This window comes from Streptomyces sp. URMC 127 (assembly GCF_051386535.1).
In the GTDB taxonomy this organism is placed as follows: Bacteria; Actinomycetota; Actinomycetes; order Streptomycetales; family Streptomycetaceae; genus Streptomyces.
On the sequence record NZ_JBPQTW010000092.1, the window covers coordinates 1 to 25,762 of the forward strand.

Sequence of the window (25,762 nt, forward strand, 5' to 3'; positions counted from 1 at the left end):
CCCCCAGCCCCGCCACCAGCCACAGCCCGCCCACCGCCTGGGCCGTGGTCGATGCCTTGGCGATCACTGCGATCACCACCGCCAGCCCCAGCAGGGGCACCACCACGTGCCGTACGGGCCGCAGCTCGCGGCCCCGGCGGCGGACCGCGAACCAGCCGATCACCGACAGGTGCAGCAGGGCGAAGGCCACCAGCGCCCCGACGTCCACGACCGACACCAGGCGGTCCAGCCCGTCGTCCCGCCGCGCCGCCCACACCGCCGCCACCAGGTTGACCACCGCCGCGCCCAGCACCGCGGCGCGCGGGACGCCCGACGCCGGGTCCACCTTCGACAGCACGCCCGGCAGCCTCCGGTCGCGCGCCATGGCGAACAGCAGCCGTCCCGCCGCGGCCTGCCCGGCCAGCGCCGCGAACGCCGCCCCGACGGCCTTGCTGACCGCCACCAGGTCGTGCAGCCAGGCGCCCGTAGCGGCGTCCACCGTGTCGTAGAACGCCGAGCCCTGCTTCGCCGGGTCCGCCGCCAGCTCCGCCGACGACATGGGCGCCAGCAGCGCGGCCAGGTACGTCTGGAGGACGAAGAGCGCGCCCGCGACGACCAGGCACGTCACCACGGCCCGCGCGACCCGTTCCGAGCCCCCCGCGGCCTCCTCCGCGAAGGCGGCGATCGCGTCGAAGCCCAGGTACGACAGCACCGCCACCGACACCGCGGCGACCACCGCCCCCGTGGTGAAGCCCGCCTCGCCGGTCAGCGGCGACAGCCAGCCGCGCCGCGCCCCGTGCTCGGAGAGGGCGAAGACCGCGCAGACCACGAAGACCGCCAGCACGACGATCTCCATCGCCAGCACCAGGAAGCCGGCGACCGCGGCCGTCCGCACGCCCGCGAGGTTCAGCGCGGTCGTCACCGCCACCGCGACGGCCGTCCACACCCACTGCGACACCGACGGCACCAGCGCGTGCAGGGCGATGCCCGAGAAGAGGTAGGCCACCGCCGGGATCAGCAGGTAGTCCAGCAGGGCCATCCACCCCGCGACGAACCCCGGCCCCTCACCCAGCCCCACGCGCGCGTACGTGTAGACCGAGCCCGCCTGCGGGGCGACCCGCACCATCTGCGCGTACGAGAAGGCCGTGAAGGCCATCGCGACGGTCGCGACGACGTAGACCAGCGCCACCGCCCCGTGCGACTTCGCGTCCAGCGTGCCGAAGATCCCCACCGGCGCCATGGGAGCGATGAAGAGCAGCCCGTAGACGACGAGGTCGCGGAAGGTGAGCGTGCGGTGCAGCTTCCCGGCCTTCTCGCCGGGGCCCTCGGCCGGTGGGGTCACGGGTACGGTCATGGGCTGCCCTCGGGGTCGCGGAAGCGCGGCTTCCGCCAGCTTGCCCCATATGAACGGGGGCCGCCGGTCGGCGCCGCCGACCCTTACGATGGACCGCATGACTGCACCCACCGCCCGCAAGGTCCTCCTCGCCGCCCCCCGTGGCTACTGCGCGGGCGTGGACCGCGCCGTGATCGCCGTCGAGAAGGCCCTGGAGCAGTACGGCGCCCCCGTCTACGTGCGTCATGAGATCGTCCACAACAAATACGTGGTGAAGACCCTGGAGAAGAAGGGCGCGATCTTCGTCGACGAGACGGAGGAGGTGCCCGAGGGCAACATCGTCATCTTCTCCGCGCACGGCGTCGCCCCCGTCGTGCACGAGGAGGCCCGCCGCGGGAAGCTCGCCACGATCGACGCCACGTGCCCGCTGGTGACCAAGGTCCACAAGGAGGCCGTCCGGTTCGCCAAGGAGGACTACGACATCCTCCTGATCGGCCACGAGGGCCACGAGGAGGTCATCGGCACCAGCGGTGAGGCGCCCGACCACATCACCCTCGTCGACGGCCCCGGCGACGTGGCGAACGTCGAGGTCCGCGACCCGGACAAGGTCGTCTGGCTCTCCCAGACCACCCTCTCGGTCGACGAGACCATGGAGACCGTCGGCGCGCTGCAGCAGAAGTTCCCCAACCTCCTCTCCCCGCCGAGCGACGACATCTGCTACGCCACGCAGAACCGGCAGACCGCGGTCAAGCAGATGGGCGCCGACGCCGACCTGGTGATCGTCGTCGGCTCGAAGAACTCCTCGAACTCCGTCCGCCTGGTCGAGGTCGCCCTCGGCGCCGGCGCCAAGGACGCCCACCTCGTGGACTACGCCGACGAGATCGACGAGGCCTGGCTGGAGGGCGTCTCCACGGTCGGCGTGACCTCGGGCGCCTCGGTCCCCGAGATCCTGGTCGACGGCGTCCTGGAGTGGCTCGCCGAGCGCGGCTACGGCGACGTCGAGACCGTCACCGCCGCCCAGGAGAGCATCACCTTCTCGCTGCCCAAGGAGCTGCGCCGCGACCTGCGCGCGGAGGCGGCCGCGAAGCTGGCCGACGGCGAGGCCTGAGCCCCCGGGTCCGGCAGCGGGGACGAGGCCCCTGCGCACATGGCCACCACGCCGTAGCGTGGTGGCCATGAACGTATTCGGCGTGGACATCGGCGGATCGGGCATCAAGGGCGCGCCCGTCGACACGGAGCGGGGCGTGCTCACCGAGGAGCGCTTCAAGGTGCTCACCCCCCGCCCGGCCACCCCGGACGCGGTCGCCGACAGCGTCCGGCAGGTCGTGGAGCACTTCGGGCGGCCCGCCGGGCCGGTGGGGGCGACGTTCCCCGGCGTGGTCGTCGGCGGCACGACCCGTACGGCCGCCAATGTCGACAAGAGCTGGATCGGCAGGCCCGCCGCCGGGCTGCTCGCCGAGCGGCTCGGCGCCCCGGTCACCGTGCTCAACGACGCCGACGCGGCCGGGCTCGCGGAGATGACCCACGGCGCGGGCCGGGGCCGCACCGGCACCGTGATCATGCTGACCTTCGGCACCGGCATCGGCAGCGCCGTCTTCACCGGCGGCCGGCTCGTGCCCAACACCGAGCTGGGCCACCTGGAGCTGCAGGGCCACGACGCGGAGACCCGCGCCTCGACCCGCGCCAAGGAGGAGGAGGGCCTGAAGTGGCACCACTGGGCCCGGCGCGTCGAGCGCTACCTCGCCCACGTGGAGATGCTGTTCTCGCCCGAGCTGTTCATCATCGGCGGCGGGGTGAGCCGCAAGGCGGCCAAGTTCCTGCCGCTGATCGAGGGCGTCAGCGCCGAGATCGTGCCCGCTCGGCTGGAGAACAACGCGGGGATCGTGGGGGCCGCGATGGCCGCTGCAGCCGGCGCAGCCGTGCCCGTCTCCGCCGCCTGACCAGCGCGATCCGCCGCAGGAGCGCGACGAGCGCGGTCAGCAGCGTGCCCGCGTAGAGCCAGCCGGCGTTGAGCGACAGCAGGGTGACCAGGCCCATGACCCTGCTGCCCGCGCCGCCCCCGGCGCCTGCCGCGCCCGCCGCGCTCACCAGGGGCACCGCCCCCACCGCGAAGGCGATGGGGGCGGCGACCGGCGCCGTGACCAGGTCGGCCGGGCGCACCCACAGGGCGCACACCGTGCCCGCCAGCAGGAAGCAGATCCCGTAGAAGGCCGGGGAGCCGCTGCCCAGGGAGTCCAGCCAGCCCGCCCCGAGCATCCACAGGGTGGTCAGCAGGCCGCCGCCGAGGCCGGTCAGCCGGGGCGCGGGCAGCCGCCCCAGGCGGCCCCGCAGCGGCGCGACCGCGGGCCCGCCGCGCGGCCGGCGAGCACCGGCGCCCGCGCCCTGCCCCGCGGGCGCCGCGGGCCGCGGCACGGGAGGGACACGGCGGGCCTTGCCCCGGGGCGTGCGCGTGCTGGGTTGCTCCACCCGACCAAACTAGGTCGGCGGGCGGCAGGAATCCGGCGCGGGACACGCGGATTGAGCCACCTTGGCCGTCCGTTCGACTGACGCTCCGCGCCGGGCCGCCCGGCGGGGGCGGACCCGTAGACTGGATGACCGGCCCGGCAGTGGGCCATGACCGGCCCGGCACCGGGCCGCGGACCCTTTGGAACCTACGGGAAGTCGCCACGTGTCGCTCACGATCGGAATCGTCGGTCTGCCGAATGTCGGCAAGTCGACCCTGTTCAACGCCCTGACCAAGAACGACGTGCTGGCGGCCAACTACCCGTTCGCCACCATCGAGCCGAACGTGGGCGTCGTCGGCGTGCCCGACGCCCGGCTGCAGAAGCTGGCGGAGATCTTCGGCTCGCAGAAGGTCCTGCCCGCCACGGTCGACTTCGTCGACATCGCGGGCATCGTCCGCGGCGCCTCCGAGGGCGAGGGCCTGGGCAACAAGTTCCTGGCGAACATCCGTGAGTCCGACGCGATCTGCCAGGTCATCCGTGCCTTCAAGGACGAGAACGTCGTCCACGTCGACGGCAAGGTCTCGCCCAAGGACGACATCGAGACGATCAACACCGAGCTGATCCTCGCCGACCTGCAGACGATCGAGAAGGTCCTGCCGCGCCTGCAGAAGGAGTCGCGGATCAAGAAGGACGTCGCCCCGAAGGTGGCCGCCGTCGAGGCCGCCAAGGCGATCCTGGAGGAGGGCACGACCCTGTTCTCCGCCGGCATCGTCCAGGGCTCGGAGAAGGCGGAGCTCCTCCACGACCTCCACCTGCTCACCACCAAGCCCTTCCTCTACGTCTTCAACGTCGACGAGGACGAGCTGACGGACGAGGCCTTCAAGGACGAGCAGCGCGCCCTGGTCGCCCCGGCCGAGGCCATCTTCCTCAACGCCAAGCTGGAGGCCGACCTCGCCGAGCTGGACGAGGAGGACGCCATGGAGCTCCTCGCGTCCGTCGGCGCCGAGGAGCCGGGCCTGGCCACCCTCGCCCGCGTCGGCTTCGACACCCTGGGCCTGCAGACCTACCTGACGGCCGGCCCCAAGGAGTCCCGCGCCTGGACGATCAAGAAGGGCGCCACGGCCCCCGAGGCGGCCGGCGTCATCCACACGGACTTCCAGAAGGGCTTCATCAAGGCCGAGGTCATCTCCTTCGACGACCTCGTCGAGACCGGCTCGGTCGCCGAGGCCCGCGCGGCGGGCAAGGCCCGCATGGAGGGCAAGGAGTACGTGATGGCGGACGGCGACGTAGTTGAGTTCAGGTTCAATGTCTGATCTGTCCTAATTTGGCAGATTTCGAGAAGGGTCGGCCCGGCGGGTCGGCCCTTTTTCGTTGTCCACTTTCGTCACGCAGCGTGTTTGCGGCGCGTGGCCTGGGTATGCATCGCCCGGTGCATATTTGCGGATGTGCCAGGGGGTAGTGCTCGCTGCATGTGGGGGCGCTGCCGTCAACTAAGCGTCCCTGAGCTGCAATTCACTACATCTAGTGAATCCATGGCCTTGAGTTGCGGACCGCAACTATGAGTTGCCAAGCTGTTGCGGACTGTCAACCTGTTGGGAGTGGCCGTGGCCTTCGGTGACCAGCCCGCGTACCTTCGAGTGGCCGGCGATCTGCGTCAGAAGATCGTCGCCGGCGAGTTGCCGCCGCATACCCGGCTGCCCTCCCAGGCGCGCATCCGCGAGCAGTACGGCGTCTCGGACACCGTGGCCCTGGAGGCCCGCAAGGTGCTCATGGCGGAGGGCCTGGTGGAGGGCCGGTCCGGTTCCGGCACGTATGTGCGCGAGCAGCCCGTGCCGCGCACCCTCGTCCGCACGGGGTACCGCCCGGCCGGCGAGTCGACGCCCTTCCGCCAGGAGCAGGCGGACAGCCGGGTCAAGGGCACCTGGGAGTCGCGCAGCGAGCAGGTCCCGGCGGATGCCGCCGTCGCCCGCCGCCTGCGCATCGCCACCGGCGACCGCACGATGCGCACGGACTACGTCTTCCGGGCGCAGGGAGAGCCCGTGATGCTCTCCACGTCCTGGGAGCCCCTGTCCGTCACGGGGCGCACGCCGGTGATGCTCCCCGAGGAGGGGCCGCTGGCCGGCCGGGGCGTGGTCGAGCGCATGGCCGCCATCGACCTCATCGTGGACAACGTCGCCGAGGAGGTCAGCGCCCGGCCCGGGCTCGCGGAGGAGGTCCTCGCGCTCGGCGGAGTGCCCGGCCACTGCGTCGTCGTCGTCACGCGCACGTTCTTCGCGGGCGGCTGCCCCGTCGAGACGGCCGAGATCGTCGTCCTCGCCGACCGCTACCGCGTCGCGTACCACCTTCCGGTGAAGTAGCCGTGACAGGACTGTGAAGCGGCGATGACGCGGCTGTGACGTACGGGCGGTGCGGTGGTCCCGGCACCGCCCGCACGTTCTTTACTCGCGGGTAAGTAGCGCATAGTATGTCCCACTTTGACCCGGTTACTCCGGGTCAATTTTTATGTTGCAAAACTCACATACGCCCAGGTCAGAGGCTTTTCGCGGAATCCAGCCGTCCAAATCGCTCGTACGATGGCGCGGTTTGTGTCCTGCCGTGGGGGAGTAGAGAGAAAAGGAGATCCGGGGCTTGAGTACCGAACAGGGTTCCCACTCGAATTACCGCCGGACCTTGGGCACGACGGCCCTGACGGCCGTCGGACTCGGGTCGATCATCGGCTCCGGCTGGCTTTTCGGTGCCGAGCGCGCCGCCGTTCTGGCCGGGCCGGCTGCCATCTTCGCCTGGGTCATCGGCGCCGTCGTGGCGCTGACCATCGCCCTCACCTACACCGAGCTCGGCTCGATGTTCCCGAAGGCCGGCGGCATGGTGCGGTACGGCCAGTACTCGCACGGCTCGCTGGCCGGCTACATGGCGGCCTGGGCCAACTGGATCGCCATCGTCTCCGTCATCCCGGGCGAGGCGACCGCGTCCATCCAGTACATGAGCTCCTGGAAGTTCGACTGGGCGGCCAAGCTCTACGACGGCAAGGAGCTCACCGGCACCGGCCTCGCGGCCGCCAGCGCCCTGGTGGTCTTCTACTTCTTCCTGAACTGGTTCGCGATCACCCTGTTCGCCAAGACGAACAACGCGATCACCGTGTTCAAGGTCGTGGTGCCCGCGCTGACCGCCGGCGCCCTGATCTTCGCGCACTTCGACACCAGCAACGTCGGCTCCGCCCACGGCGGCTTCGCCCCCAACGGCTGGAGCGCCGTCTTCAGCGCCGTCGCCGTCGCGGGCATCGTCTGGGCCTTCAACGGCTTCCAGTCGCCGCTGAACATGGCCGCCGAGGCCCGCAACCCCGGCAAGTCGCTGCCGAAGGCCGTCGTCGGCTCCATCCTGATCGCGCTGGTCATCTACATCGCGCTGCAGGTCGCCTTCCTGATGGCCGTCCCCGCCGCGGACCTCTCCGGCGGCTGGAACACGCTCGCCTACAAGTCCCCGCTCGCGGACCTCTCCATCACCTGGGGCCTGAACTGGCTCGCGCTGCTGCTGTACGCGGACGCGTTCATCTCCCCGTCCGGCACCGGCATGATCTACGCGGCCACCACCTCGCGCATGATCAACGGCGTCCAGGAGAACGGCCACCTGCCGAAGGTCTTCGGCAAGGTCGACCCCAAGACCGGCGTGCCCAAGCCGGCCCTGCTGCTCAACCTCGTGATCTCCTTCGTCTTCCTGGCCGTCTTCCGCGGCTGGGGCTCGATCGCCGAGATCGTCGGTGTCGCCACCGTCATCTCCTACATCACCGGCCCCGTCGCCGTGATGTCGCTGCGCCGCATCGCCCCCGGCATGAAGCGCCCGGTCAAGCTGAAGGCCATGCCGGTCATCGCGCCCATCGCGATGATCTTCGGCTCCCTGGTCATGTACTGGGCCCGCTGGCCGCTGACGGGCAAGGTAATCTTCATCATGGCGATCGGCCTGCCGATCTGGGCCTGGTACGAGCTGCGCAAGCCGTGGGCCGAGCTCAAGCCGCACCTGATGGCCGGCGCCTGGATGGTCACCTACCTGCTGGTCATGGCCTTCGTCTCGTGGGCCGGCGGCACCGAGTTCGGCGGCAAGGGCTACCTGGCCCAGGGCTGGGACATCGTGGTCGTCGTCCTGATCGCGCTCGTGTTCTACGTCTGGGGCGTGCGCAGCGCCTGGCGCAACCCGACCCTCGTCGCGACCGAGAAGGAGATGGCCGCCGCGGAGGCCGCCGAGGCCTCCGGCGACCCGGAGGGGCGCTCCGAGCCCTCCATGGCGAAGTCGTCGAAGTCGTGATCCGCTAGATCTCCCGTGCCGCGAAGGGGCGGCCGAGGGCCCGTACGGGTCCGCGGCCCCCCCTTCGCGCATCCGCGCACCCGGGGCCGGTGGCCGAATGCGTGCCTCTTCGTAAAAAACCGTATCCGCTGCGTAAAGGTCGGGCGTACGCTCGGGCATATGCGTACTGCGGTTTCTCCGGGAATGGCCGAGGAGTGTGCGCCGGCGCTCATCACGGCGGAAAGGCAGGGGCGATGACGGACAGCGGACCGGTCCTTCCGTGGCTGGTCATCCGCCAGGACGAGAACGGCAACCGCTACCGCGTGGGGCGCTACGCGACCAGGACCGAGGCGGAGAAGGTCGTCGGCAGCCTCGACGGCGCCCGCGCCGTCGACGGCGACGGCGACCGCCGCCGGCTGTACATAGTCGAACGGGTGGGCCGAGCGTCCTGACCTGCGGCCGGCGGTGCGGGGCCGTGCCGCAGCCCGCCGGGTTCCGGCAAGAACATCCCGCCGCAACGGCGCGCCACCCAGACGGTGAGGGTCCGGCGGAATCCGTACGTGCCTGCCCCGTACGTCATGGCCGCGCCGCACGGCCGTACGCTGGGCGTCCATGACGACCGAACGACGCGTAGTGGTGGGAGCGGCCCTGCTCCACGAGGGCAGGATGCTCGCCGCGAGGCGCACCGCTCCGCCCGAGCTCGCCGGCCGCTGGGAGCTGCCCGGCGGCAAGCTGGAGCCCGGCGAGAGCGCCGGCGAGGCGCTCGTCCGGGAGCTGCGCGAGGAGCTCGGCGTGGAGGCCGAGCCGCTGGAGCGCGTCGCCGGCGAGTGGCCGCTGCGCCCGCCGTACGTGCTGCACGTGTGGACGGCCCGGCTGCTCGCCGGCGAGGCCCGCCCGCTCCAGGACCACGACGCGCTGCGCTGGCTCGCCCCCGACGAGATCGACGACGTCGACTGGCTCGATCAGGACCGCCCCGCGGTCGCGCTCGCCGCGGGGCTGCTCCGGCGCGCGGAGGCGTGACCGGGCGCACTCCACTACGCCATCTGCCGCACGGGTGACCAGCTCGGACGGCCGCGGAAGATAGTCGGCACCGCATACCGGGTATGTGCTGATTATTCCCCCTGAACCGGGTAAACCCGGCGGGGTCCGCAGCGGTCCGCGAAGTGGTCGGGAAGTGGTCGGCGTGAACGAGAGCGCAGGGACCTTGGCGTCGACGCCCGGCTTCGCCGAGTGGAGCTTCCCCGCCGAGCCCGGAGCCGTCCGCACGGCCCGCACCCTCGTCCGCGACACCCTGCACGACTGGGGCATGGACGGCGTCAAGGACGTGACGGTGCTGCTGGTCAGCGAGCTGGTCACCAACTCCCTGCGGTACGCGAGCGGACCGATCGGGGTAAGGATGTACTCCCACGCGGGGCCCACCCTTCTGGTGGAGGTCTCCGACCCGCTCCCCGACCCGCCCCGCGAGCGCGTGGCCGACCCCGACGACGAGGGCGGACGCGGTCTGCAGCTCGTCGCATGCGCCTCCCGCCGGTGGGGAACCCGACGGGGCAACACCGGTAAGACCGTGTGGTTCGAACTGAGCTTGCCCGGCCACCGGCCCGGGGATGACCCGTAGCGGGTTGAGACCGTGCTGTGATCGTGAAGTCCGTGTCCCGAAGGGCCCCTGTGCTGGATACTCGGCCTTCTGATGCCGGTGCGAGCACGAGAGCCGGAGGGGACGGGCACGTGAGCGAAAAGCCAGCGGGTGCGGCGGGTGGTTCGGCGCAGGGATCGCGCGCCGCGGAGACGCACGGATCGCGCGCCACGGAGATGTGGCAGAACAACCCACCCGGATCCCTCTACGACTACATCCGCGTCGCCTCCTTCTCCCTCGGGCCCGACGGGCGGATCGAGCAGTGGAGCGAGCGCGCCGCCGAGCTCTTCGGGATAACGGCCCGGCACGCCGTCGGCAAGGACCCGCTGGAGGTCCTGGCCCCGGCCGGACCGCACGGCCGCGGCCGGCGCCCCACCGCGCCCTTCCTCGCCGAGGGCGGCCTCGACGGGCGCGAGTGGACGGGCCTGATCCCGTATCAGCGCGGCGGCGGCCACGACACCCCCGGCGGGCAGCCGGCCACCGCCCCCGGCGAGCAGTCCGGCCTCGCCGAGATCTACGTGATGCCCACGCAGAACGAGCGCGGGCAGCGCGCCGCGCTCTGCGTCGCCGTCGACGTCCGGGCGCTGCGCGGAATAGAGACCGACATCGCGGCCTCCGAAGCCGTTTTCGGCCAATCTCCGCTGGGATTCTTCTTCTTCGGGACCGACCTCACGCTGCTGCGCGTCAACGAGAGCTTCGCGCAGGCCTTCGGCCGCCCCGCCGACTGGCACCGCGGCCGCACCCCGTACGACTTCCTGCCCCGCGGCGAGGCCGACCGGCTCATGGCCGCCCTGCGCCAAGTCCTCGACAGCGGAAAGCCCGTGCCGGACCTTCAGCTCGTCGGGTCCGTGCCCGGCCGGAGCGAGCGACGCCGCTGGTCGGTCTCCCTCTACCGGCTGCACAGCGGCAGCGGCCGGCCCATCGGCGTCGCCGCGCTCGCCACCGACGTCACCGGCCGGCGCCGCGCCGAGCGCGAGGCCGCCGGCGTCCGCCGCAACCTGGCCCTGCTCAACGAGGCCGGCGCGCGCATCGGCAACTCCCTGGACCTGGAGACCACCGCCCGCGAGCTGCTGGACGTCGCCGTCCCGCAGTTCTGCGACCTCGCCTCCGTCGACCTCTACCAGGGCCTCCTCGCCGGTGACGAGGCCCCGCCCGGCCTCGCCGACGGCAGCGCCGAGCTGCGCCGCGTCGCGTACGCCAGCGCGGTCTCCGGGGCGCCCGTGGCGGGCGGGCAGAAGCCCGTCCAGGTCGGCGAGGTCCACCGCTACCCCTTCCACTCGCCGTGCGCCGCGGCGCTGCGCACCGCCCAGGTGCAGGTCGTCCCGCGCAAGGAGGGCGAGGACGGGCCGGAGCTCGGCGCCGTCGTGCAGTCCACGCTCGCCGTGCCGATGGTCGCCCGCGACACGGTGGTGGGCCTCGCGCAGTTCTCCCGCACGAAGGGCAGCGAGCCCTTCGGCGAGCGGGACACCGCCCTCGCCGTCGAGCTGGCCGCCCGCGCCGCCGTCTGCATCGACAACGCCCGCCTCTACCGGCGCGAGCACGAGCGCGCCGTCATCCTCCAGCGCAGCCTCCTGCCCCCCGGCGACCCCGAGGCCGCCGGTCTGGAGATCGCCTGCCGCTATCTGCCCGCCAACGCCGCCACCGAGGTCGGCGGCGACTGGTTCGACGTCATCGAGCTCCCCGGGCACCGCACGGCCCTCGTCGTCGGCGACGTCATGGGCCGCGGCCTGCGCGCGGCCGTCGCCATGGGCGAGCTCCGCACCGCCGTCCGCACCCTGGCCATGCTCGACCTGGAGCCGGCGGAGGTCCTCTCCGCCCTCGACGAGATCGCCCACGGCCTCGGCCGCCCCGGCGGCGGGCAGTCCTCCACGCGCGGCGTACGCGGCGGGGTCCGCGCCGCCGACCTCTCCGAGGTCTACCTGGCCACCTGCGTCTACGCCGTCTACGACCCCGTCACCCGGCGCTGCACCATCGCCAACGCCGGACACCTGCCGCCCGTCCTCGTGGAGGCCGGCCGCCCCGCCGAGCTGCTCGACGTCCAGCCCGGCATGCCGCTCGGCGTCGGCGGCGAGCTCTTCGAGGAGACGGTGATCGACCTGCCGGACGGCGCCCTCCTCGCCCTCTACACCGACGGCCTGGTCGAATCCCGCGACCACGCCCTGGACGAGGGCCTGGAGGCCTTCCGCGAGGCCCTCACGGGCCCCTCCCGCCCCTTGGAGGAGGTCTGCGAGCACGTCCTCGGCGCGCTCGACACCCACCACGGCGAGGACGACATCGCCCTCCTCATGGCCCGCCTGCGCGGCCTCCCCGACGAGCACGTGGGCGACTGGACCCTGCCCGCGGAACCGCGCTCCGTCGCCCGCGCCCGCGAGCTCGCCCGCGAACAGCTCCCCCTGTGGGGCCTGGAAAGCCTGGTCGACACGACCGAGCTGCTGGTGAGCGAACTCGTCACCAACGCCCTGCGCTACGGAGAGGGCGAGATCCGGCTACGGCTGCTCCTGGACCGCACGCTGGTGTGCGAGGTCTGGGACGGCGGCCTCGTCCAGCCCCGCCGGCGGCGCGCCCGCGACACCGACGAGGGCGGGCGCGGCCTGCAGCTCGTCGGCATGCTCAGCGCGGCCTGGGGCAGCCGCCGCACCCCGCACGGCAAGACGGTGTGGTTCGAGCTGGCCCTCCCCGACGGCGACTTCCCGGCCCCGGACGCGGTGGAGGCGCTGCTGAGCCTGTACTGACGGGTGCCGGGGCGTGGTCCGGACGTGGTCTGATGGCACGATGGCGCGGTGAACCGCACCGCCGCCGAGGACAGCAACCGCCGCATGCTGCGGGCCCGGGACGCGATGGACCGCGCGTACGCGCAGCCGCTCGACGTCCCGGCCCTGGCCCGTATCGCCCACGTCTCGGAAGCGCACTTCACCCGCACCTTCCGGGCCGTCTTCGGCGAGACGCCGCACCGGTACCTGCAGCGCCGCCGCGTCGAACGCGCCATGTTCCTGCTGCGCGAGACCGACCGCAGCGTCACGGACATTTGTTACGAGGTCGGCTTCGGCAGCCCCGGCACCTTCAGCCGCACCTTCCGCGACATCGTCGGCCGGTCACCGCGGGCGTACCGGAAGGAAGCGGTGTCCGCGGCCGCCGTACCGACGTGCTTCGCGATGGCGTGGACGAGACCGAGCGGCTGAGCGGCTGAGAGGCTGAGCAGTTTCGGATAAGTATTCCGCGGGGCGGCCCCGTAGCGTGATGCCCATGTTCAACGCCATTACGCACTCGCAGATATTCGTCCTCGACCAGGACGAGGCCCTCGACTTCTACGTCGGCAAGCTCGGCCTGGAGGTCGCCGCCGACGTCGACCTGGGCTTCATGCGCTGGCTGGCCGTCAGCGTCCCCGGCCACCCGGAGCGCCAGATCCTGCTGGAGAAGCCGGGCGCCCCGGCCATGTCCGAGGAGACCGCGCGGCAGGTCCGCGAACTGGTGACCAAGGGCGCGATGGGCGGCTGGCTCATCCTCACCACGGACGACTGCCGCAAGACGTACGAGACGCTGGTGGCCCGCGGCGTCGAGTTCACCGAGGAGCCGACCGAGCGCCCGTACGGCACCGACTGCGGCCTCCGCGACCCGTTCGGCAACCGGATCCGCTTCACGCAGCCGCGGGGCGCGTAGCGGCGCGGCGCGGCGCGCTCAGGCGCCGGGGAGCGGGATCCGCGCCCAGACGCGGGTCCCTTCCGTGTCCGCCCCCGGCTTGCTGATGCCCCAGGTGCCGCGGCACTCGCGCACGACGGCGGCGAGGAGGAGCAGGGCGCGCTTGCGCTGCGCGGTGCAGTGGGCCGCGTCGTGGGTGTCGGTGTGGCCGTGGTGGGCGTCCCAGTTGACGATGCGGAGCGCGCCGTCGCACCAGCGGAGGGAGTGGTAGAGGTCCTGCCCGGGCGCGAATCGGGTCGAGCAGGCGACGAGCTCTCCCGAGACGGCGAGGGCGGGCTCCTCGATCGTGCCGAGCCCGTGGGCGCGCAGAACGCTGCGGATGGTCGCCCGGACGACGGTCGCGGAGAGCGGGTCCCCGGGGACGGTGAAGCTGTAGGAGAGGGCGGAGGGGTCGGAGGAACGGGGCTTGTAGGCGGGGCGCTGGGTGGTGGAGAGGGTGGAGGGGTTGGGCGGGGTGGGGGTGATGAGGGGGCAGAGGGGCTCGGCGTGTTCGGGGTTGATGGAGGGCAGCATGGGGCGGCTCCGATGGTGGGGTAGCGAGTTCCGCGGTACGGCGCCCGGCCGGTGGCCTGTCTCAGGGCAAGGGTGTGTACGTCGCCCGTACGATGCGCTTCCGGCGAGTTCGCGGCGTGACACTGAAGCTAGCCACGCACTGACACCTGTGCCACGCCAGCCGTGGCTATTGCCTCGAACGGGTGAAGTGTGGCCAGCGCTTTATGAACGGGCCACACGGAAGCGGTAGGAAGGGCGCATGCCACCCAGGACAACGCCCACCGAACGGCAGAAGCGGCTCGGTGCCGAGCTGCGCAAGATGCGCTTAGCCGCAGGGGTTACGACCGAGCACGCCGCCGGGCTGCTCGGCATCGACCGTACGAAGATCTCCAACATCGAGTCCGGGGTCCGCGTCATCGCGCCCGATCGTCTCCGCACGTTGGCATGCCGCTACGCGTGTGCGGACGTTGACTACGTTGACGCACTCGCCGCCATGGCCGAGAAGGGCGAGCGTGGCTGGTGGGAGCAGTTCCGGGGGACGCTGCCTATGGGCCTGCTGGACATTGCAGAGTTGGAGTGGCATGCGGCACGGTTGCGCACGTCACAGGTGTTGCACCTCCCCGGCCTTCTCCAGACGGAGGAGTACGCTCGCGCGATCTTTGGGAGCGTGCTTCCGCCTCTGCCACGCCTGGAAGTCGAGCTGCGTGTGGCGCATCGCATGCAACGTCAGCAAATCCTGTGCGGCGAGGGGCCGCCCAGCTACGAGGGGTACATCCACGAGGCCGCCCTGCGCATGCAGTTCGGGGGCAGGAAGGTGATGCGGGAACAGCTTGAGCACCTTCTCCTGGCGTCCGAAGGCGAAAGTGTCGTACTGCGCGTGATTCCCGTGGAAGCGGGGGTATTTCCCGGCTCGGGGAGCGCAACGCTGTACGCCGAAGGTCCGGTGCCTCAACTCGATACCGTCCAACTCGACGCGGCGGACGGCCCGATCTTCCTGTCCGCCGAGTCGCAACTGGCCCGGTACCGTGCCCACCTGGAATGGATGGAGCACGCCGCCCTTGACGTACGGCAGTCGCGTGACTTCATCCACAGCATCGCGTCCCAACTTTGAAGAAGGGCACCATGTCTCACATCAGCTGGGAAGATCCGTTCTGCGGCGCTGGAAACAACTGCTTCCGAATAGGCACGGATGCCGCGGGCAACGCGTACATCGCCGTCAGCGGTGCGGAAGATCAGTACGTCACTGACACCGTCGACGCCCTACGCGCGCTGATCCGCGACATCAAGGCGGGCAAGGCGGACCACTTGCTCTGACCGTGGTGCGGATCCGTGGGGCGGGTGCGGGTCAGGGGGCGGCCGAGGCGGCGCGCTCCTGTGGGGGCGCACTGGTACCCGTACGGGCGGGGTATCTACCCCCATGGACCTGCACCCCGGCCTCCGAAGGAAGGCGACCATGCCGTACATCCACTGGGAGGAGCCGTTCTGTGGCGATGGAAACGCCTGCTTCCGGGTGGGCACCGATGCCGCGGGTAACGCATACATCGCTGTCAACGGTGCGGAGGATCAGTACGTCACCGACACCCGTGACGCCTTGCGCGCGCTGATCCGCGACATCAAGGCGGGCAAGGCGGACCACCTGCTCTGATCCGAAGGAGGGCGCACCCATGCCGTACATCGACTGGGAGGAGCCGTTCTGCGGTGAAGGGAGCGCCTGCTTTCGCCTAGGCGCCGACGCCGCGGGCAACGCCTACATCGCCGTCCGCGGCGCCGAAGAGCGCTACCTCACCGGCACCCGCGACGCCCTCCGCGCCCTCATCCGCGACATCAAGGCCGGGAAGGCCGATCACCTGCTGGCGGTAGAGGGAGGCTGAGGCTTCCCGGAAGCGCTGCGCACGCTACCCGCAGCTGGGCCGCCAGGGCGCCCCGCGTGCGCGTGCCCGGCGAGGCCGTCCAGGCGTCCAGCGCGCAGTGGAACGCCGCCACGAGCATGTCGATGGCCAGCCGCGGTCGCGGGTCGTCCGCTGTCGTAACGCCGAGCCGTCCGTCCAGGATGTCCAGCGCCGCGCGCGTCGTGTCGCGGCAGAAGCGCAGGCCGTGCGCGTCCATGGACGGGGCCTGTTCGGCCAGCTGACGGCTGAGGAGAACCCGCTCCGCCCACCGGTCGGCCGGCATGCGGTCCAGCGCGGCGAGCAGGGCGTCCCGCAGCAGGTCCAGGAGCGGGCCGCCGTCCGGGTCACGGGTTTCGAGCTCCTCCAGGAACGCCCGCCACATGTCGAGCAGCGGCGTCATGGCGACGTCTTCCTTGCTGCTGAAGTGGCGGAAGAACGTGCGCTTCGAGGTATCCACCGCGTCGCAGAGCTCGTCGAGGGTCACGCCCTGGAAGCCCCGCTCGGTGAACAGTTCCAGTGCCGTGTCGACCAGCGCTTCCCGCGTGCGCTGCTTCTTGCGTTCGCGCAGCGGGAGCCGGCTGCCGGGCTCGGGTGATGGACGCGGGTTCCCCATGCCCGCAGCGTACCTGAGAGGTGAATGCCACTTGCAGGCATGTGCCACTCAGTGGCATAACTGAGACGTCATCACCTCCCGCCATCTCGTGAAGGGCGCATCGCCATGCGTGCTCTCGTTGTCGACCGTTCCGCCCCCGGAGGCCTCCGCCTCGGTCAGGCTCCCGACCCCGATCCCGCCCCGCACCAGGCCCTGGTCCGGGTGGAGGCGACCTCCCTGAACTACGGCGAGGTGAGCAACGTCCTCCAGCAGGCCGCTGACGGCGACGTCCTGGGGTGGGACGCCGCCGGGGTGGTCGAGCGCGCGGCGGCGGACGGTTCCGGTCCGGCCGTCGGTACCCGGGTCGTGACCCTGGGCCCGGCCGGAGGATGGGCCGAACTCCGCGCCGTGGACACGAACCTGATGGGCGTCGTTCCCGACGGTGCCGACCTCGGAGCCATCAGCACCCTCCCCGTCGCCGGCGCCACCGCACTCCGCGCCCTGCACCGCCTGGGCCCCATCCTCGGAAGGCGCGTCCTGGTCACCGGCGCCACCGGCGGCACGGGCCGCTACGCCGTGCAGCTTGCCCGGCGCGGCGGAGCCCACGTCACCGCCTCGACCGGGTCACCGGAACGGCACGGCGACAGCCTGCGCGCACTGGGCGCCCACGACGTCATCGCCGAACCGCTCCACCTCACCGAACCCGTCGACGGAGTTGTAGACCTGATCGGAGGGCGGCAACTCGTCGACGCTTACGGCAAGCTGTCGGAAGGAGGCACCCTGGTCGCGGTCGGGCACTCCGCCCACGAAGACGAAACCTTCCCCTACGGCGCCCTCTTCGGCGACCAAGGGCGGCACGACCGCTCCATGGCCACGTTCTTCCTGCTCGCCTGCACCGGGCTCGCCCGTGACCTGACGTGGCTCGCCCAGCAGGTCGCCACCGGCGAACTCACCCCGCACATCTCCTGGCGCGGCAGCTGGGAAGAGGCGGGGGAGGCCGTCGATGCCCTGCTCGGCCGCCGGCTGCACGGCAAGGCCGTACTGGACTTCACCTGAGAAGCCCTCGCGAGGCTAGCGCCGGAACCCGATGTCCTGGTACCGCGGCGTCGCCAAGCCGAACGCGCCCGCGTTGACCACTGTCTTCCGCGCCGCCACCAGCTGCGGGCGCTGGTAGAGCGGGATCGAGCCCGCCAGCGACCAGATGCGGGCGTCCGCCCGGCCCGCCAGGTCGCGGGAGGCCTCCGCGTCCAGCTCCGTGGACGCCTGGTCGAAGAGCTGGTCGATGCGGTCGGTTCCGACGCGGGTGTAGTTCTGCTCCACCACCAGCGAGCCGTCGGCCGCCGGCTGGGGTTTGGCGTAGACGGGGCGGGCGTCCGTGGCGGGGTAGGCGGTGGCGGGCCAGGAGTAGAGGGCCAGGTCGTAGCTGCCGGCGGCGATGTGGTCCTTGAAGAAGCCCGCGTCGCCGACCTTGGTGACCTCGGTGGCGATGCCGACCGCGTCGAGGCGGCGGGCGATGCGGTCGGCGACGGACCGCAGGGAGTCGGCGCCGGAGCTGACCGGCACCACGAAGCGGAGGGTGAGCTTCTTGCCGTTTTTCATGCGGACCGGGGCGGCCGCCGCGCGCCCCCCGTCGGCGGCGGGCTTCCCATCGGGCCCCAGGCCGCCGGCCCCGATGCCGTCGGGCCCCATGCCGTCATCCAGGCTGTCGTCGGCGGCGTACTCCGCCTCGGCACCGACAGCGTCGGCGGCATCGGCGGCATCGGCAGCCGCATCAGCCTCCGCGTCGCCCGACGGGACCGGCCCCGCCGCCGGGCCCGGCCGCAGCCCCAGCGTCCGTCCCGTGCCGGCGCGGCCGTCCGCCGCCGTCTTGCGGCCGCCGGTCTCGGCGCGCTTCCAGCCCGCCTCGGCGAGGAGGGCCTGGGCGGCCTTGGGGTCGGGGCCGCCGAGCGCGTCGCTGTTGTCCTCGTAGCCCTCCTGCCCGGAGAGGAAGAGGTGGCTGCCGAGCGGTTCCACCGGCAGGCCCAGCGGGCCGAGGACGGACTTGGCGATGGCGTGCCGGTCGATGGCGCGGGCGAGGGCACGGCGGACCCGCTCGTCGGCGAGCGGGCCGCTCGCGCCGTTGAGGGCGAGCTGGGTGTACGCGGGCTCCAGGGACTTGCGGACGACGATGCCGCGCAGGGCGGCCGGGCGTGCGGCCGCGGCGGCCGGCGGCTTGTCGCCCTTGTCCTGCCTTCCGGGCTTGTTGGCGGCGGTGATGCGGCCCGCGTCGGCCGCGCCCACGTCCGCCAGGTCGAGCTTGCCGGCCGCCAGGGCCGCCGCCCGCTCGGTGCGGGGGAGCGCCCGCAGGACGAGCCGGTCGAGCTTGGCGCGCTCGCCCCACCACTTGGGCGCGCGGGCGAGGGTGAGCGTGCCCTCCTTGTCGTCGCGCCCGGCGACGCGGAAGGGGCCCGCGGTGACCTTCAGGTCGTTGCGGGCGCCGTCGTTGAAGTCGTCCGCGCTGCCGGTGACGGCCTTGGGGTAGAGCGGGGTGAAGAGGGCGGGCCAGTCGGCGTAGCTGCGGGCGAAGGTGACCTTGACCTCGTGGTCGTCCGCGCCGCGCTCGACGCGGTCGATCCGGTCGTAGCCGGCGTTGCGGGCCGCCCAGTAGCCGCTCTCCTTGCCCCGCAGGGCCTTCCACTGGGCCTCGAAGTCGGCGGCGCCGAGGGCCTTGCCGTTGCTCCAGACGGCCTTGGGGTTGAGCTTGTAGACGACGACCTGGTGCGGCTCGCGCTGGACGACCTCGGCGGAGCGCAGGTAGTCGGCGTTGCGCTGCGGGCGGCCGCGCCCGTCGGTGGTGAACAGGGCGGGCAGGACGGCCCCGGCGACCCGCTGCGTCGCCGCGTCGGCGTCGGCCTGGAAGGTGTTGAGCGTGCTGGGCAGGGCGTCGACGGCCCAGGTGAGGGTGCCGCCGTCGGCGACCCGGGGGCGCGCGGCGGCGGCGATGTCCTGCGGGGTGATGCGGCCGCCGCTGCCGTCGTCGCCGAGGCCGCAGCCGCCGAGGAGGGGCAGCGGGAGCAGCAGCCCGGCCGCCAGCAGGGCGGCGCGGCGGCGCGTGCGCGTACGGGACCGGCGCGTACGGGACCGGCGGGACCGCGTGGGAGTGGAAAGAGGGGCCATGGTGCTACCTCCGCCGGACTCACCGGACTCGTTCGGCGTAATGCGCCGCTGATCGCATCTACTGCTCACCACTGAATGCGACAGTCGGTCCGGCTGCGCGCCGACACGCGCCGCCCGGGTGTACGCCACCCGCGTGGACGAACGATTCCGCGGCCCCCGGGGGTGGGCGGACGCGTCCTGCACCCCTCATGAAGGAACGTTTCTGTGGATTCGCGGCGCGCGCCGCACCCGTTCCGGCGAAGGCCCGATCGCTATCTTCCCCCGGAGGGGTGTGACGCGCGACACTCTTGAGTCGCATCACCGTCGCCACCCGCAACCGCCGACTGCGGAAGTGAGGGTCAGACCGACATGTCCCTGCAAGACGAAGTGACCGCGGTCCAGCGCTGCCTGGACGACCTCGGCCGGACGCTCACGCGGCTGGAGAAGCACCTGGGCAGCCGGGATCTCGAACTGCGCCGGGTGCGGACGGACGCCGCCCACCTGCGCGAGAGCGTCACCCTCCTGTGCGACGTCCACCCCGCGGCGCAGCCGCGCCTGGAGACCGTGCACATCCCCGACACCCCGTACGACGCGTCCTTGTGGAAGGACGTGGACGACGAGGGGGTCGGCGCGCGGGACCGGCGCGCGCCCTGACGGGGCGGCGACGCGGCGCTCCACCGCGCGGCACGCCACCGACATTCCCGCCCTTCCGCTCCTGACCGGAGTCCCTCTTGGCCACTGGTACCGACCCCCGATCCGCGACCGCCGCCGGGGTGCCCGCACAAGGCGGGGTCCACCACCCCTCCCGGGCCACGATCCCCGCCCGCCACCTGCGCGCCGACCGCTGGTGGCTCGCCCCGGCGGTCACCGCCGCCGGGCTGTTCGCCTTCGTCGTCTACTCCACGTGGCGGGCCTTCGCCAACGACGACTACTACGCGGCGCCCTACGTCTCCCCGTTCTACTCGCCCTGCATCGCGCAGAACTGCGTCCCGATGAAGGGCGGTGCCGACTGGCACGTCTTCGGCGCCTGGTGGGGCCTCTCGCCCGCCCTGCTGATCCTGATCTTCCCGCTGGGCTTCCGGCTGACCTGCTACTACTACCGCAAGGCGTACTACCGCGGCTTCTGGGCCTCGCCCCCGGCCTGCGCCGTCGCCGAGCCGCACGCGACGTACACGGGCGAGACGCGCTTCCCGCTGATCCTGCAGAACGTGCACCGCTACTTCTTCTACTTCGCGGTGATCGTCGCGGGCATCCTCACGTACGACACCGCGCTCGGCTTCCGCAACGCCCGCGGCGAGTGGGGCCACATGGGCCTCGGCACCCTGGTGCTCCTCGCGAACATCGCCCTGATCTGGGCGTACACCCTCTCCTGCCACTCGTGCCGGCACATCGTCGGCGGCCGGATCCGCACCTTCTCCAAGCACCCCGTGCGCTACCGCATGTGGGGCTGGGTCAGTGCGCTCAACGCCCGGCACATGCAGCTCGCCTGGGCCTCGCTGATCAGCGTGGCCGTCGCCGACTTCTACGTCTACCTGCTGGCGAGCGGCGTGTTCGACGACCCGCGCTTCTTCTAGCCGGCCCGCTCCACCCCACGCCTTCACGTTCAAAAGGAGAGGTGCTTTCTGATGTCGCGTACGGCCCGAGAAGCCTGGGACGTGGTCGTGGTGGGCGCCGGCGGCGCCGGGCTGCGTGCCGCCATCGAGGCCCGCGAGCGGGGCATGCGCTGTGCGGTGATCTGCAAGTCGCTCTTCGGCAAGGCCCACACCGTGATGGCGGAGGGCGGCATCGCCGCGAGCATGGGCAACGTCAACGAGGGCGACAACTGGCAGGTCCACTTCCGCGACACCATGCGCGGCGGCAAGTTCCTCAACCACTGGCGGATGGCCGAGCTGCACGCCCGCGAGGCCCCCGACCGCGTCTGGGAGCTGGAGACCTGGGGCGCCGTCTTCGACCGCACCCGGGACGGGAAGATCTCGCAGCGCAACTTCGGCGGCCACGAGTACCCGCGGCTGGCGCACGTCGGCGACCGTACGGGCCTGGAGCTGATCCGCACGCTCCAGCAGAAGATCGTCTCGCTGCAGCAGGAGGACCACCGCGAGACCGGCGACTACGAGTCCCGGCTGAAGGTCTTCCAGGAGTGCACGGTCACCCGCCTGCTCAAGGACGGCGACCGCATCGCGGGCGTCTTCGGCTACGAGCGCGAGTCCGGCCGGTTCTTCGCGATCGAGTCCCCGGCCGTCGTGCTGGCCACCGGCGGGATCGGCAAGTCCTTCAAGGTGACGTCCAACTCCTGGGAGTACACCGGCGACGGGCACGCCCTCGCGCTGCTCGCCGGGGCGTCCCTGATCAACATGGAGTTCGTGCAGTTCCACCCGACGGGCATGGTCTGGCCGCCCTCGGTCAAGGGCATCCTCGTCACCGAGTCCGTGCGCGGCGACGGCGGCGTGCTGCGCAACAGCGACGGCCGGCGGTTTATGTTCGACTACATCCCGGACGTCTTCAAGGAGAAGTACGCCGAGTCCGAGGCCGAGGGCGACCGCTGGTACCAGGACCCGGACCACAACCGCCGCCCGCCCGAGCTGCTCCCGCGCGACGAGGTGGCGCGCGCCATCAACTCCGAGGTCAAGGCGGGCCGCGGCTCCCCGCACGGCGGGGTCTTCCTGGACGTCTCCACCCGCCTGCCCGCCGAGGACATCAAACGCAAACTGCCGTCGATGCACCACCAGTTCAAGGAGCTGGCGGACGTCGACATCACGGCCGAGCCGATGGAGGTCGGCCCCACCTGCCACTACGTGATGGGCGGCGTCGACGTCGACCCGGACACGGCAGCGGCGGTGGGCGTGCCCGGCCTCTTCGCCGCGGGCGAGGTCGCGGGCGGCATGCACGGCTCGAACCGGCTCGGCGGCAACTCCCTCTCCGACCTGCTGGTCTTCGGCCGGCGCGCCGGGCTGTACGCGGCCGAGCACGCCGCCTCCTTCCCCGGCGCGGGCCGGCCCGTCGTCTCCGAGGCCGACCTGGCGGCGGCCGAGGCGGAGGCGCTGCGCCCGTTCGGCGCGGAAGGCGGCGACGCGGCCGTCCCCGAGGGGCCGGCGGAGAACCCGTACGCCCTGCACCAGGAGCTCCAGCAGGTCATGAACGACCTGGTCGGCATCATCCGCAAGGGCCCGGAGATGGAGGAGGCCCTGCGCCGGCTGACCGAGCTGCGCACCCGCTCCCGGCGGGCCGGGGTGGAGGGCCACCGGCAGTTCAACCCCGGCTGGCACCTGGCGCTCGACCTGCGGAACATGCTGCTGGTCAGCGAGTGCGTGGCCCGGGCGGCCCTGGAGCGCACCGAGAGCCGCGGCGGCCACACCCGCGACGACCACCCGGCGATGGACCGGCGCTGGCGCCGGCTGAACCTCGTGTGCCGGCTGAACGGGGACAGCACCGGGCCCGGCGCGGACCCGCTGCTGGGCCGGGTGCGCCTGGAGCGGCGCGAGATGCCGCCGATCCGTGACGACCTGCTGGCGCTCTTCGACAAGGAGGAGCTGGTGAAGTACCTGACGGACGAGGAGCTGACCTCTTGAGCTACGAGGCCCACTTCAAGGTGTGGCGGGGCGATGCGGACGGCGGCTCCCTCGTCGACTACACCGTGACCGTCAACGAGGGCGAGGTCGTCCTCGACATCATCCACCGGCTCCAGGCCACCGAGGCCGCCGATCTCGCCGTGCGCTGGAACTGCAAGGCGGGCAAGTGCGGTTCGTGCAGCGCGGAGATCAACGGGCGGCCGCGGCTGATGTGCATGACACGGATGTCGCTGCTCGACCCGGCCGAGCCCGTCGTGGTCACCCCGATGCGGGCCTTCCCGGTGGTGCGGGACCTGGTGACGGACGTGTCCTTCAACTACGCGAAGGCGCGCGAGGTCCCCTCCTTCGTCCCGCCGCCCGGGGTCGGGCCGGGGGAGTACCGGATGCAGCAGGAGGACGTGGGGCGCTCCCAGGAGTTCCGCAAGTGCATCGAGTGCTTCCTGTGCCAGAACACCTGCCACGTGGTGCGGGACCACGAGGAGAACAAGCCCGTCTTCGCCGGGCCGCGCTTCCTGATGCGCGTCGCCGAGCTGGACATGCACCCGCTGGACTCGGCCGCCGAGGCGGGCATCGACCGCAAGCGCGCCGCGCAGGAGGACCACGGGCTCGGCTACTGCAACATCACCAAGTGCTGCACGGAGGTCTGCCCCGAGCACATCAAGATCACCGACAATGCGCTGATCCCGCTGAAGGAGCGGGCCGTGGACCGGAAATACGATCCGCTGGTCTGGCTCGGGAGCAGAATCCGCCGCCGGGCGTGACCCGGGCGCGGCGCGCGCGCCCGCGCACGACGGAGTGCGGACACCCTCCGTGTTCGGCGTCTTGCTCCCAGTAGCGGAGCGGGCATTACCGCCATACGCTCACAAGTGTGACGCGGCTTTCGAGGCGGTACGGGACGGGGGCGCCGGCACGGGCCATCGCCGGCGCCCTCCTCGGGCTGTGCGCCCTGCTGCTCTCCGTCGTCCCCCTGCTCCCCGCGCCCTCCTCGCGCGCGGACACCCCCCTCGACCTCGACGCCGGCGGGCGCATCACCGACACCGTCGGCGCGCTCGGCCAGCGCCGCGCGCAGGTCACCACCGCGATCGAGCGCCTGCGCACCACCCACCGCGTCCAGCTGTACGTCACCTACGTACGCGACTTCTCCGGCCGCTCCGGGCGCGCCTGGGCCGACGCCACCGCCGACCGCAACGGCCTCGGCGAGCACGACGTCCTCCTCGCCGTCGCCACCCACGGCCGGCAGTACGCCGTCTCCGCCGCCAAGCAGTCCGGCTTCCGCGCCGACCAGCTCAAGGCCGTCGCCACCACCGCCATCGCCCCCGCCGTCGCCCAGCACGACTGGGCCGGGGCGGCCATCGGCGCCGCCGACGGCTACGCCGCCGTGCTCGCCGGCGAGCCGGTGCGGCCCCCCGCCATCTCGCCCGGCACCCCCGACCCCGGCGGCGAAGGCCTCGTCCCCGGGCACCGCCGGGTGTGGCTGCCCGTCGCCACGGGCGGCGGGCTCTGCGTCCTAGGGCTCTACCTGTGCGCCCGCCGCGCCTCCCGCAGGCGGCGCGCCGGACAGGCCGCCTCGCCGGGGCCCGGGCCCGGGACCGCCGCCCCGCCCGGCCCCGCGCGCACGGCCCGGCCGCTGACCCCGCTGCCCGAGCTCGACGCCGAGGCCGACCGGGCCCTCGTCGAGACCGACGACGCCGTACGCACCAGCGCCGAAGAACTCCACTTCGCCGCGGAACAGTTGGGCGACGAAGCCGCCCGGCCCTTCGCCGAGGCCGTCGCCTACGCCCAGCAAGAGCTCGCCGACGCCTTCCGGCTGCGCCAGGCCCTCGACGACGCGCCCTACGAGGACCCCGACATCCGCCGCCGCACGCTGGACGAGATCTGCTCCCACTGCACCAGCGCCAACCGGCGCCTGGACGCCGAATCCGCATCCTTCGACCGGTTGCGCGGCCTCCGCGCCAACGCCGCGGGCATCCTCGCCCGCGCCGAGGCCGCCGCGGAGGACCTCGCCCCGCGCATCGCCACCGCCGAGGGCGCGCTGGACGTCCTGTCCGGGCACTGCACCGCCACCGCCCTCGCGGCCGTCGCCCGCCACCCCGCCGAGGCCCGCGACCGGCTCGCCTTCGCCACGGCCGCCCTCGCCGAGGCCCGCCGCGCCCTCGCCTCCGGCGACGGCGACGCCGCCGCGATCTCCCTCCGCGCGGGCGAGGCCGCCCTCTCCCAGGCCCGGGTCCTCACCCTCGCAGCCCTCCGCCGCGCCCACGAGCTCAGCGGCGCCACCGCGCGGCTGCCCGTCGCCCTCGCGGACGCCGAGGCCCTCGCCCCGCGCGGCAGCCCCCAGGCCCGGGCCCTCGCCTGCGCCCGGCGCGAGGTGGAGAGCGGGCGGTACGACCCGCGGGCCGTCCTGCGGCACGTGGAGGAGACGGCCGCGGCCCTGGAGGCCGGCCGGGAGGACCGGACCCGGGTGCGCGTCCAGCGGGCCCTGCGGCGGGTGCGGGGGGAGGTGGCCGCCGCGCGGGACTTCGTCACCACCCACCGGGGCGCCGTCGGGTGCCGGGCCCGCACGCGCCTCGCCGAGGCCGAGCGGCACCTCGCGCTCGCCCGGGCCGCCCGGGACCTGCGCACCATGCGCTCCGAGACGGGCCACGCGGACTCCCTCGCCCGGCAGGCCCGCGCCCTCGCCGAACACGACGTCGGCAGCTACGGCACCCGCTACGACCCCGCCACCCCGGCC

26 protein-coding genes are annotated in these 25,762 nt (G+C 72.5%); 21 read left to right on the forward strand and 5 right to left on the reverse strand.

Annotated features, from left to right (window positions below; all coding sequences use genetic code 11):
* The coding region (locus ACSNOH_RS19115) for an APC family permease (protein WP_436722578.1) at positions 1–1,333 on the reverse strand (1,333 nt) is incomplete at its 3' end.
* Between the two features lie 97 nt (positions 1,334–1,430).
* On the opposite strand from ACSNOH_RS19115, the gene ACSNOH_RS19120 reads away from it, so the two are divergent.
* Both ACSNOH_RS19120 and ppgK read left to right on the forward strand, forming a co-directional pair.
* Complete coding sequence (locus ACSNOH_RS19120; protein ID WP_436722579.1) at positions 1,431–2,420, forward strand: 4-hydroxy-3-methylbut-2-enyl diphosphate reductase; 990 nt, start codon at positions 1,431–1,433, stop codon at positions 2,418–2,420.
* Between the two features lie 67 nt (positions 2,421–2,487).
* Positions 2,488–3,252, forward strand: a complete 765-nt coding sequence (gene ppgK / locus ACSNOH_RS19125; protein WP_436722580.1) for a polyphosphate--glucose phosphotransferase — start codon at positions 2,488–2,490, stop codon at positions 3,250–3,252.
* Here ppgK and ACSNOH_RS19130 read toward each other — a convergent pair.
* Positions 3,149–3,778: a DUF6542 domain-containing protein gene (locus tag ACSNOH_RS19130; RefSeq protein WP_436722581.1), complete on the reverse strand. Its 630-nt coding sequence runs from the start codon at positions 3,776–3,778 to the stop codon at positions 3,149–3,151. The genes ppgK and ACSNOH_RS19130 overlap by 104 nt on opposite strands.
* Positions 3,779–3,980: 202 nt before the next feature.
* Between ACSNOH_RS19130 and ychF the strand changes: the two genes are divergently transcribed.
* The 9 genes from ychF (at position 3,981) to ACSNOH_RS19175 (ending at position 13,321) form a co-directional block, all read left to right on the forward strand.
* Complete coding sequence (gene ychF / locus ACSNOH_RS19135; RefSeq protein WP_436722582.1) at positions 3,981–5,069, forward strand: redox-regulated ATPase YchF; 1,089 nt, start codon at positions 3,981–3,983, stop codon at positions 5,067–5,069.
* A gap of 291 nt (positions 5,070–5,360) precedes the next feature.
* Positions 5,361–6,113, forward strand: coding sequence for a GntR family transcriptional regulator (locus tag ACSNOH_RS19140; protein ID WP_391836366.1), 753 nt, complete (start codon positions 5,361–5,363; stop codon positions 6,111–6,113).
* A 271-nt stretch (positions 6,114–6,384) separates the two neighbouring features.
* Entirely contained in the window at positions 6,385–8,052 is a 1,668-nt protein-coding gene (locus tag ACSNOH_RS19145) for an APC family permease (protein WP_436722583.1), read from the forward strand.
* A gap of 233 nt (positions 8,053–8,285) precedes the next feature.
* Complete coding sequence (locus ACSNOH_RS19150; protein ID WP_436722584.1) at positions 8,286–8,483, forward strand: SPOR domain-containing protein; 198 nt, start codon at positions 8,286–8,288, stop codon at positions 8,481–8,483.
* Positions 8,484–8,643: 160 nt separating this feature from the next.
* Positions 8,644–9,051: a (deoxy)nucleoside triphosphate pyrophosphohydrolase gene (locus ACSNOH_RS19155; RefSeq protein ID WP_436722585.1), complete on the forward strand. Its 408-nt coding sequence runs from the start codon at positions 8,644–8,646 to the stop codon at positions 9,049–9,051.
* A 154-nt stretch (positions 9,052–9,205) separates the two neighbouring features.
* Positions 9,206–9,646 (forward strand): ATP-binding protein, encoded by a 441-nt coding sequence (locus ACSNOH_RS19160; protein WP_436722586.1) that lies wholly within the window; start codon positions 9,206–9,208, stop codon positions 9,644–9,646.
* Between the two features lie 194 nt (positions 9,647–9,840).
* The gene (locus ACSNOH_RS19165) at positions 9,841–12,396 is read left to right on the forward strand and encodes a SpoIIE family protein phosphatase (RefSeq protein ID WP_436722601.1); all 2,556 of its coding nucleotides are present in this window, start codon (positions 9,841–9,843) and stop codon (positions 12,394–12,396) included.
* Between the two features lie 84 nt (positions 12,397–12,480).
* A complete protein-coding gene (locus ACSNOH_RS19170) occupies positions 12,481–12,843 on the forward strand; it encodes a helix-turn-helix domain-containing protein (RefSeq protein WP_436722602.1) in 363 nt (120 codons plus the stop codon).
* Between the two features lie 64 nt (positions 12,844–12,907).
* Positions 12,908–13,321: a VOC family protein gene (locus ACSNOH_RS19175; protein ID WP_436722587.1), complete on the forward strand. Its 414-nt coding sequence runs from the start codon at positions 12,908–12,910 to the stop codon at positions 13,319–13,321.
* Positions 13,322–13,339: 18 nt separating this feature from the next.
* On the opposite strand, the gene ACSNOH_RS19180 is transcribed toward ACSNOH_RS19175, so the two are convergent.
* Positions 13,340–13,873 (reverse strand): ATP-binding protein, encoded by a 534-nt coding sequence (locus ACSNOH_RS19180; protein WP_436722588.1) that lies wholly within the window; start codon positions 13,871–13,873, stop codon positions 13,340–13,342.
* Positions 13,874–14,111: 238 nt separating this feature from the next.
* Here ACSNOH_RS19180 and ACSNOH_RS19185 point away from each other — a divergent pair, with 238 nt between their 5' ends.
* From ACSNOH_RS19185 to ACSNOH_RS19200, 4 genes are all read left to right on the forward strand, one after another.
* Positions 14,112–14,963 carry a helix-turn-helix domain-containing protein gene (locus tag ACSNOH_RS19185; protein ID WP_436722589.1) on the forward strand — a complete coding sequence of 284 codons (852 nt, stop codon included), beginning with the start codon at positions 14,112–14,114 and terminating at the stop codon, positions 14,961–14,963.
* Positions 14,964–14,974: 11 nt separating this feature from the next.
* On the forward strand, positions 14,975–15,166 hold the full coding sequence (locus tag ACSNOH_RS19190) for a hypothetical protein (RefSeq protein WP_436722590.1): 192 nt from the start codon (positions 14,975–14,977) through the stop codon (positions 15,164–15,166).
* A gap of 139 nt (positions 15,167–15,305) precedes the next feature.
* The gene (locus ACSNOH_RS19195; RefSeq protein ID WP_436722591.1) at positions 15,306–15,497 is read left to right on the forward strand and encodes a hypothetical protein; all 192 of its coding nucleotides are present in this window, start codon (positions 15,306–15,308) and stop codon (positions 15,495–15,497) included.
* 19 nt (positions 15,498–15,516) lie between these two features.
* Positions 15,517–15,723 (forward strand): hypothetical protein, encoded by a 207-nt coding sequence (locus ACSNOH_RS19200; RefSeq protein ID WP_436722592.1) that lies wholly within the window; start codon positions 15,517–15,519, stop codon positions 15,721–15,723.
* On the opposite strand, the gene ACSNOH_RS19205 is transcribed toward ACSNOH_RS19200, so the two are convergent.
* Positions 15,677–16,354 carry a TetR/AcrR family transcriptional regulator gene (locus ACSNOH_RS19205; protein ID WP_436722593.1) on the reverse strand — a complete coding sequence of 226 codons (678 nt, stop codon included), beginning with the start codon at positions 16,352–16,354 and terminating at the stop codon, positions 15,677–15,679. The two genes, ACSNOH_RS19200 and ACSNOH_RS19205, sit on opposite strands and share 47 nt — an antisense overlap.
* A gap of 105 nt (positions 16,355–16,459) precedes the next feature.
* Here ACSNOH_RS19205 and ACSNOH_RS19210 point away from each other — a divergent pair, with 105 nt between their 5' ends.
* Positions 16,460–17,389 carry a zinc-binding dehydrogenase gene (locus ACSNOH_RS19210; RefSeq protein ID WP_436722594.1) on the forward strand — a complete coding sequence of 310 codons (930 nt, stop codon included), beginning with the start codon at positions 16,460–16,462 and terminating at the stop codon, positions 17,387–17,389.
* A 15-nt stretch (positions 17,390–17,404) separates the two neighbouring features.
* On the opposite strand, the gene ACSNOH_RS19215 is transcribed toward ACSNOH_RS19210, so the two are convergent.
* The gene (locus ACSNOH_RS19215; protein WP_436722595.1) at positions 17,405–19,489 is read right to left on the reverse strand and encodes an ABC transporter family substrate-binding protein; all 2,085 of its coding nucleotides are present in this window, start codon (positions 19,487–19,489) and stop codon (positions 17,405–17,407) included.
* A gap of 348 nt (positions 19,490–19,837) precedes the next feature.
* Here ACSNOH_RS19215 and ACSNOH_RS19220 point away from each other — a divergent pair, with 348 nt between their 5' ends.
* The 5 genes from ACSNOH_RS19220 to ACSNOH_RS19240 all read left to right on the forward strand — a co-directional run.
* Complete coding sequence (locus ACSNOH_RS19220; protein ID WP_436722596.1) at positions 19,838–20,122, forward strand: hypothetical protein; 285 nt, start codon at positions 19,838–19,840, stop codon at positions 20,120–20,122.
* Positions 20,123–20,199: 77 nt separating this feature from the next.
* Positions 20,200–21,042, forward strand: coding sequence for a hypothetical protein (locus tag ACSNOH_RS19225; protein WP_436722597.1), 843 nt, complete (start codon positions 20,200–20,202; stop codon positions 21,040–21,042).
* A 51-nt stretch (positions 21,043–21,093) separates the two neighbouring features.
* Positions 21,094–23,034 carry a fumarate reductase/succinate dehydrogenase flavoprotein subunit gene (locus tag ACSNOH_RS19230; RefSeq protein ID WP_436722598.1) on the forward strand — a complete coding sequence of 647 codons (1,941 nt, stop codon included), beginning with the start codon at positions 21,094–21,096 and terminating at the stop codon, positions 23,032–23,034.
* Positions 23,031–23,795, forward strand: coding sequence for a succinate dehydrogenase/fumarate reductase iron-sulfur subunit (locus ACSNOH_RS19235; protein WP_436722599.1), 765 nt, complete (start codon positions 23,031–23,033; stop codon positions 23,793–23,795). The genes ACSNOH_RS19230 and ACSNOH_RS19235 overlap by 4 nt, the downstream gene beginning before the upstream one ends.
* Positions 23,796–23,902: 107 nt before the next feature.
* Positions 23,903–25,762, forward strand: a 1,860-nt coding sequence (locus tag ACSNOH_RS19240; protein WP_436722600.1) for a TPM domain-containing protein, incomplete at its 3' end; no start/stop codon positions are given.

Coding starts and splice junctions, on each gene's coding strand:
- ACSNOH_RS19185 (WP_436722589.1), top strand. CDS start 14,112: ATGCCACCCAGGACAACGCCCACCGAACGGCAGAAGCGGCTCGGTGCC.
- ACSNOH_RS19195 (WP_436722591.1), top strand. CDS start 15,306: ATGCCGTACATCCACTGGGAGGAGCCGTTCTGTGGCGATGGAAACGCC.
- ACSNOH_RS19190 (WP_436722590.1), top strand. CDS start 14,975: ATGTCTCACATCAGCTGGGAAGATCCGTTCTGCGGCGCTGGAAACAAC.
- ACSNOH_RS19180 (WP_436722588.1), bottom strand. CDS start 13,873: ATGCTGCCCTCCATCAACCCCGAACACGCCGAGCCCCTCTGCCCCCTC.
- ACSNOH_RS19150 (WP_436722584.1), top strand. CDS start 8,286: ATGACGGACAGCGGACCGGTCCTTCCGTGGCTGGTCATCCGCCAGGAC.
- ACSNOH_RS19175 (WP_436722587.1), top strand. CDS start 12,908: ATGTTCAACGCCATTACGCACTCGCAGATATTCGTCCTCGACCAGGAC.
- ACSNOH_RS19220 (WP_436722596.1), top strand. CDS start 19,838: ATGTCCCTGCAAGACGAAGTGACCGCGGTCCAGCGCTGCCTGGACGAC.
- ACSNOH_RS19210 (WP_436722594.1), top strand. CDS start 16,460: ATGCGTGCTCTCGTTGTCGACCGTTCCGCCCCCGGAGGCCTCCGCCTC.
- ACSNOH_RS19155 (WP_436722585.1), top strand. CDS start 8,644: ATGACGACCGAACGACGCGTAGTGGTGGGAGCGGCCCTGCTCCACGAG.
- ppgK (WP_436722580.1), top strand. CDS start 2,488: ATGAACGTATTCGGCGTGGACATCGGCGGATCGGGCATCAAGGGCGCG.
- ACSNOH_RS19215 (WP_436722595.1), bottom strand. CDS start 19,489: ATGGCCCCTCTTTCCACTCCCACGCGGTCCCGCCGGTCCCGTACGCGC.
- ACSNOH_RS19165 (WP_436722601.1), top strand. CDS start 9,841: ATGTGGCAGAACAACCCACCCGGATCCCTCTACGACTACATCCGCGTC.
- ACSNOH_RS19200 (WP_436722592.1), top strand. CDS start 15,517: ATGCCGTACATCGACTGGGAGGAGCCGTTCTGCGGTGAAGGGAGCGCC.
- ACSNOH_RS19205 (WP_436722593.1), bottom strand. CDS start 16,354: ATGGGGAACCCGCGTCCATCACCCGAGCCCGGCAGCCGGCTCCCGCTG.
- ACSNOH_RS19170 (WP_436722602.1), top strand. CDS start 12,481: ATGCTGCGGGCCCGGGACGCGATGGACCGCGCGTACGCGCAGCCGCTC.
- ACSNOH_RS19230 (WP_436722598.1), top strand. CDS start 21,094: ATGTCGCGTACGGCCCGAGAAGCCTGGGACGTGGTCGTGGTGGGCGCC.
- ACSNOH_RS19120 (WP_436722579.1), top strand. CDS start 1,431: ATGACTGCACCCACCGCCCGCAAGGTCCTCCTCGCCGCCCCCCGTGGC.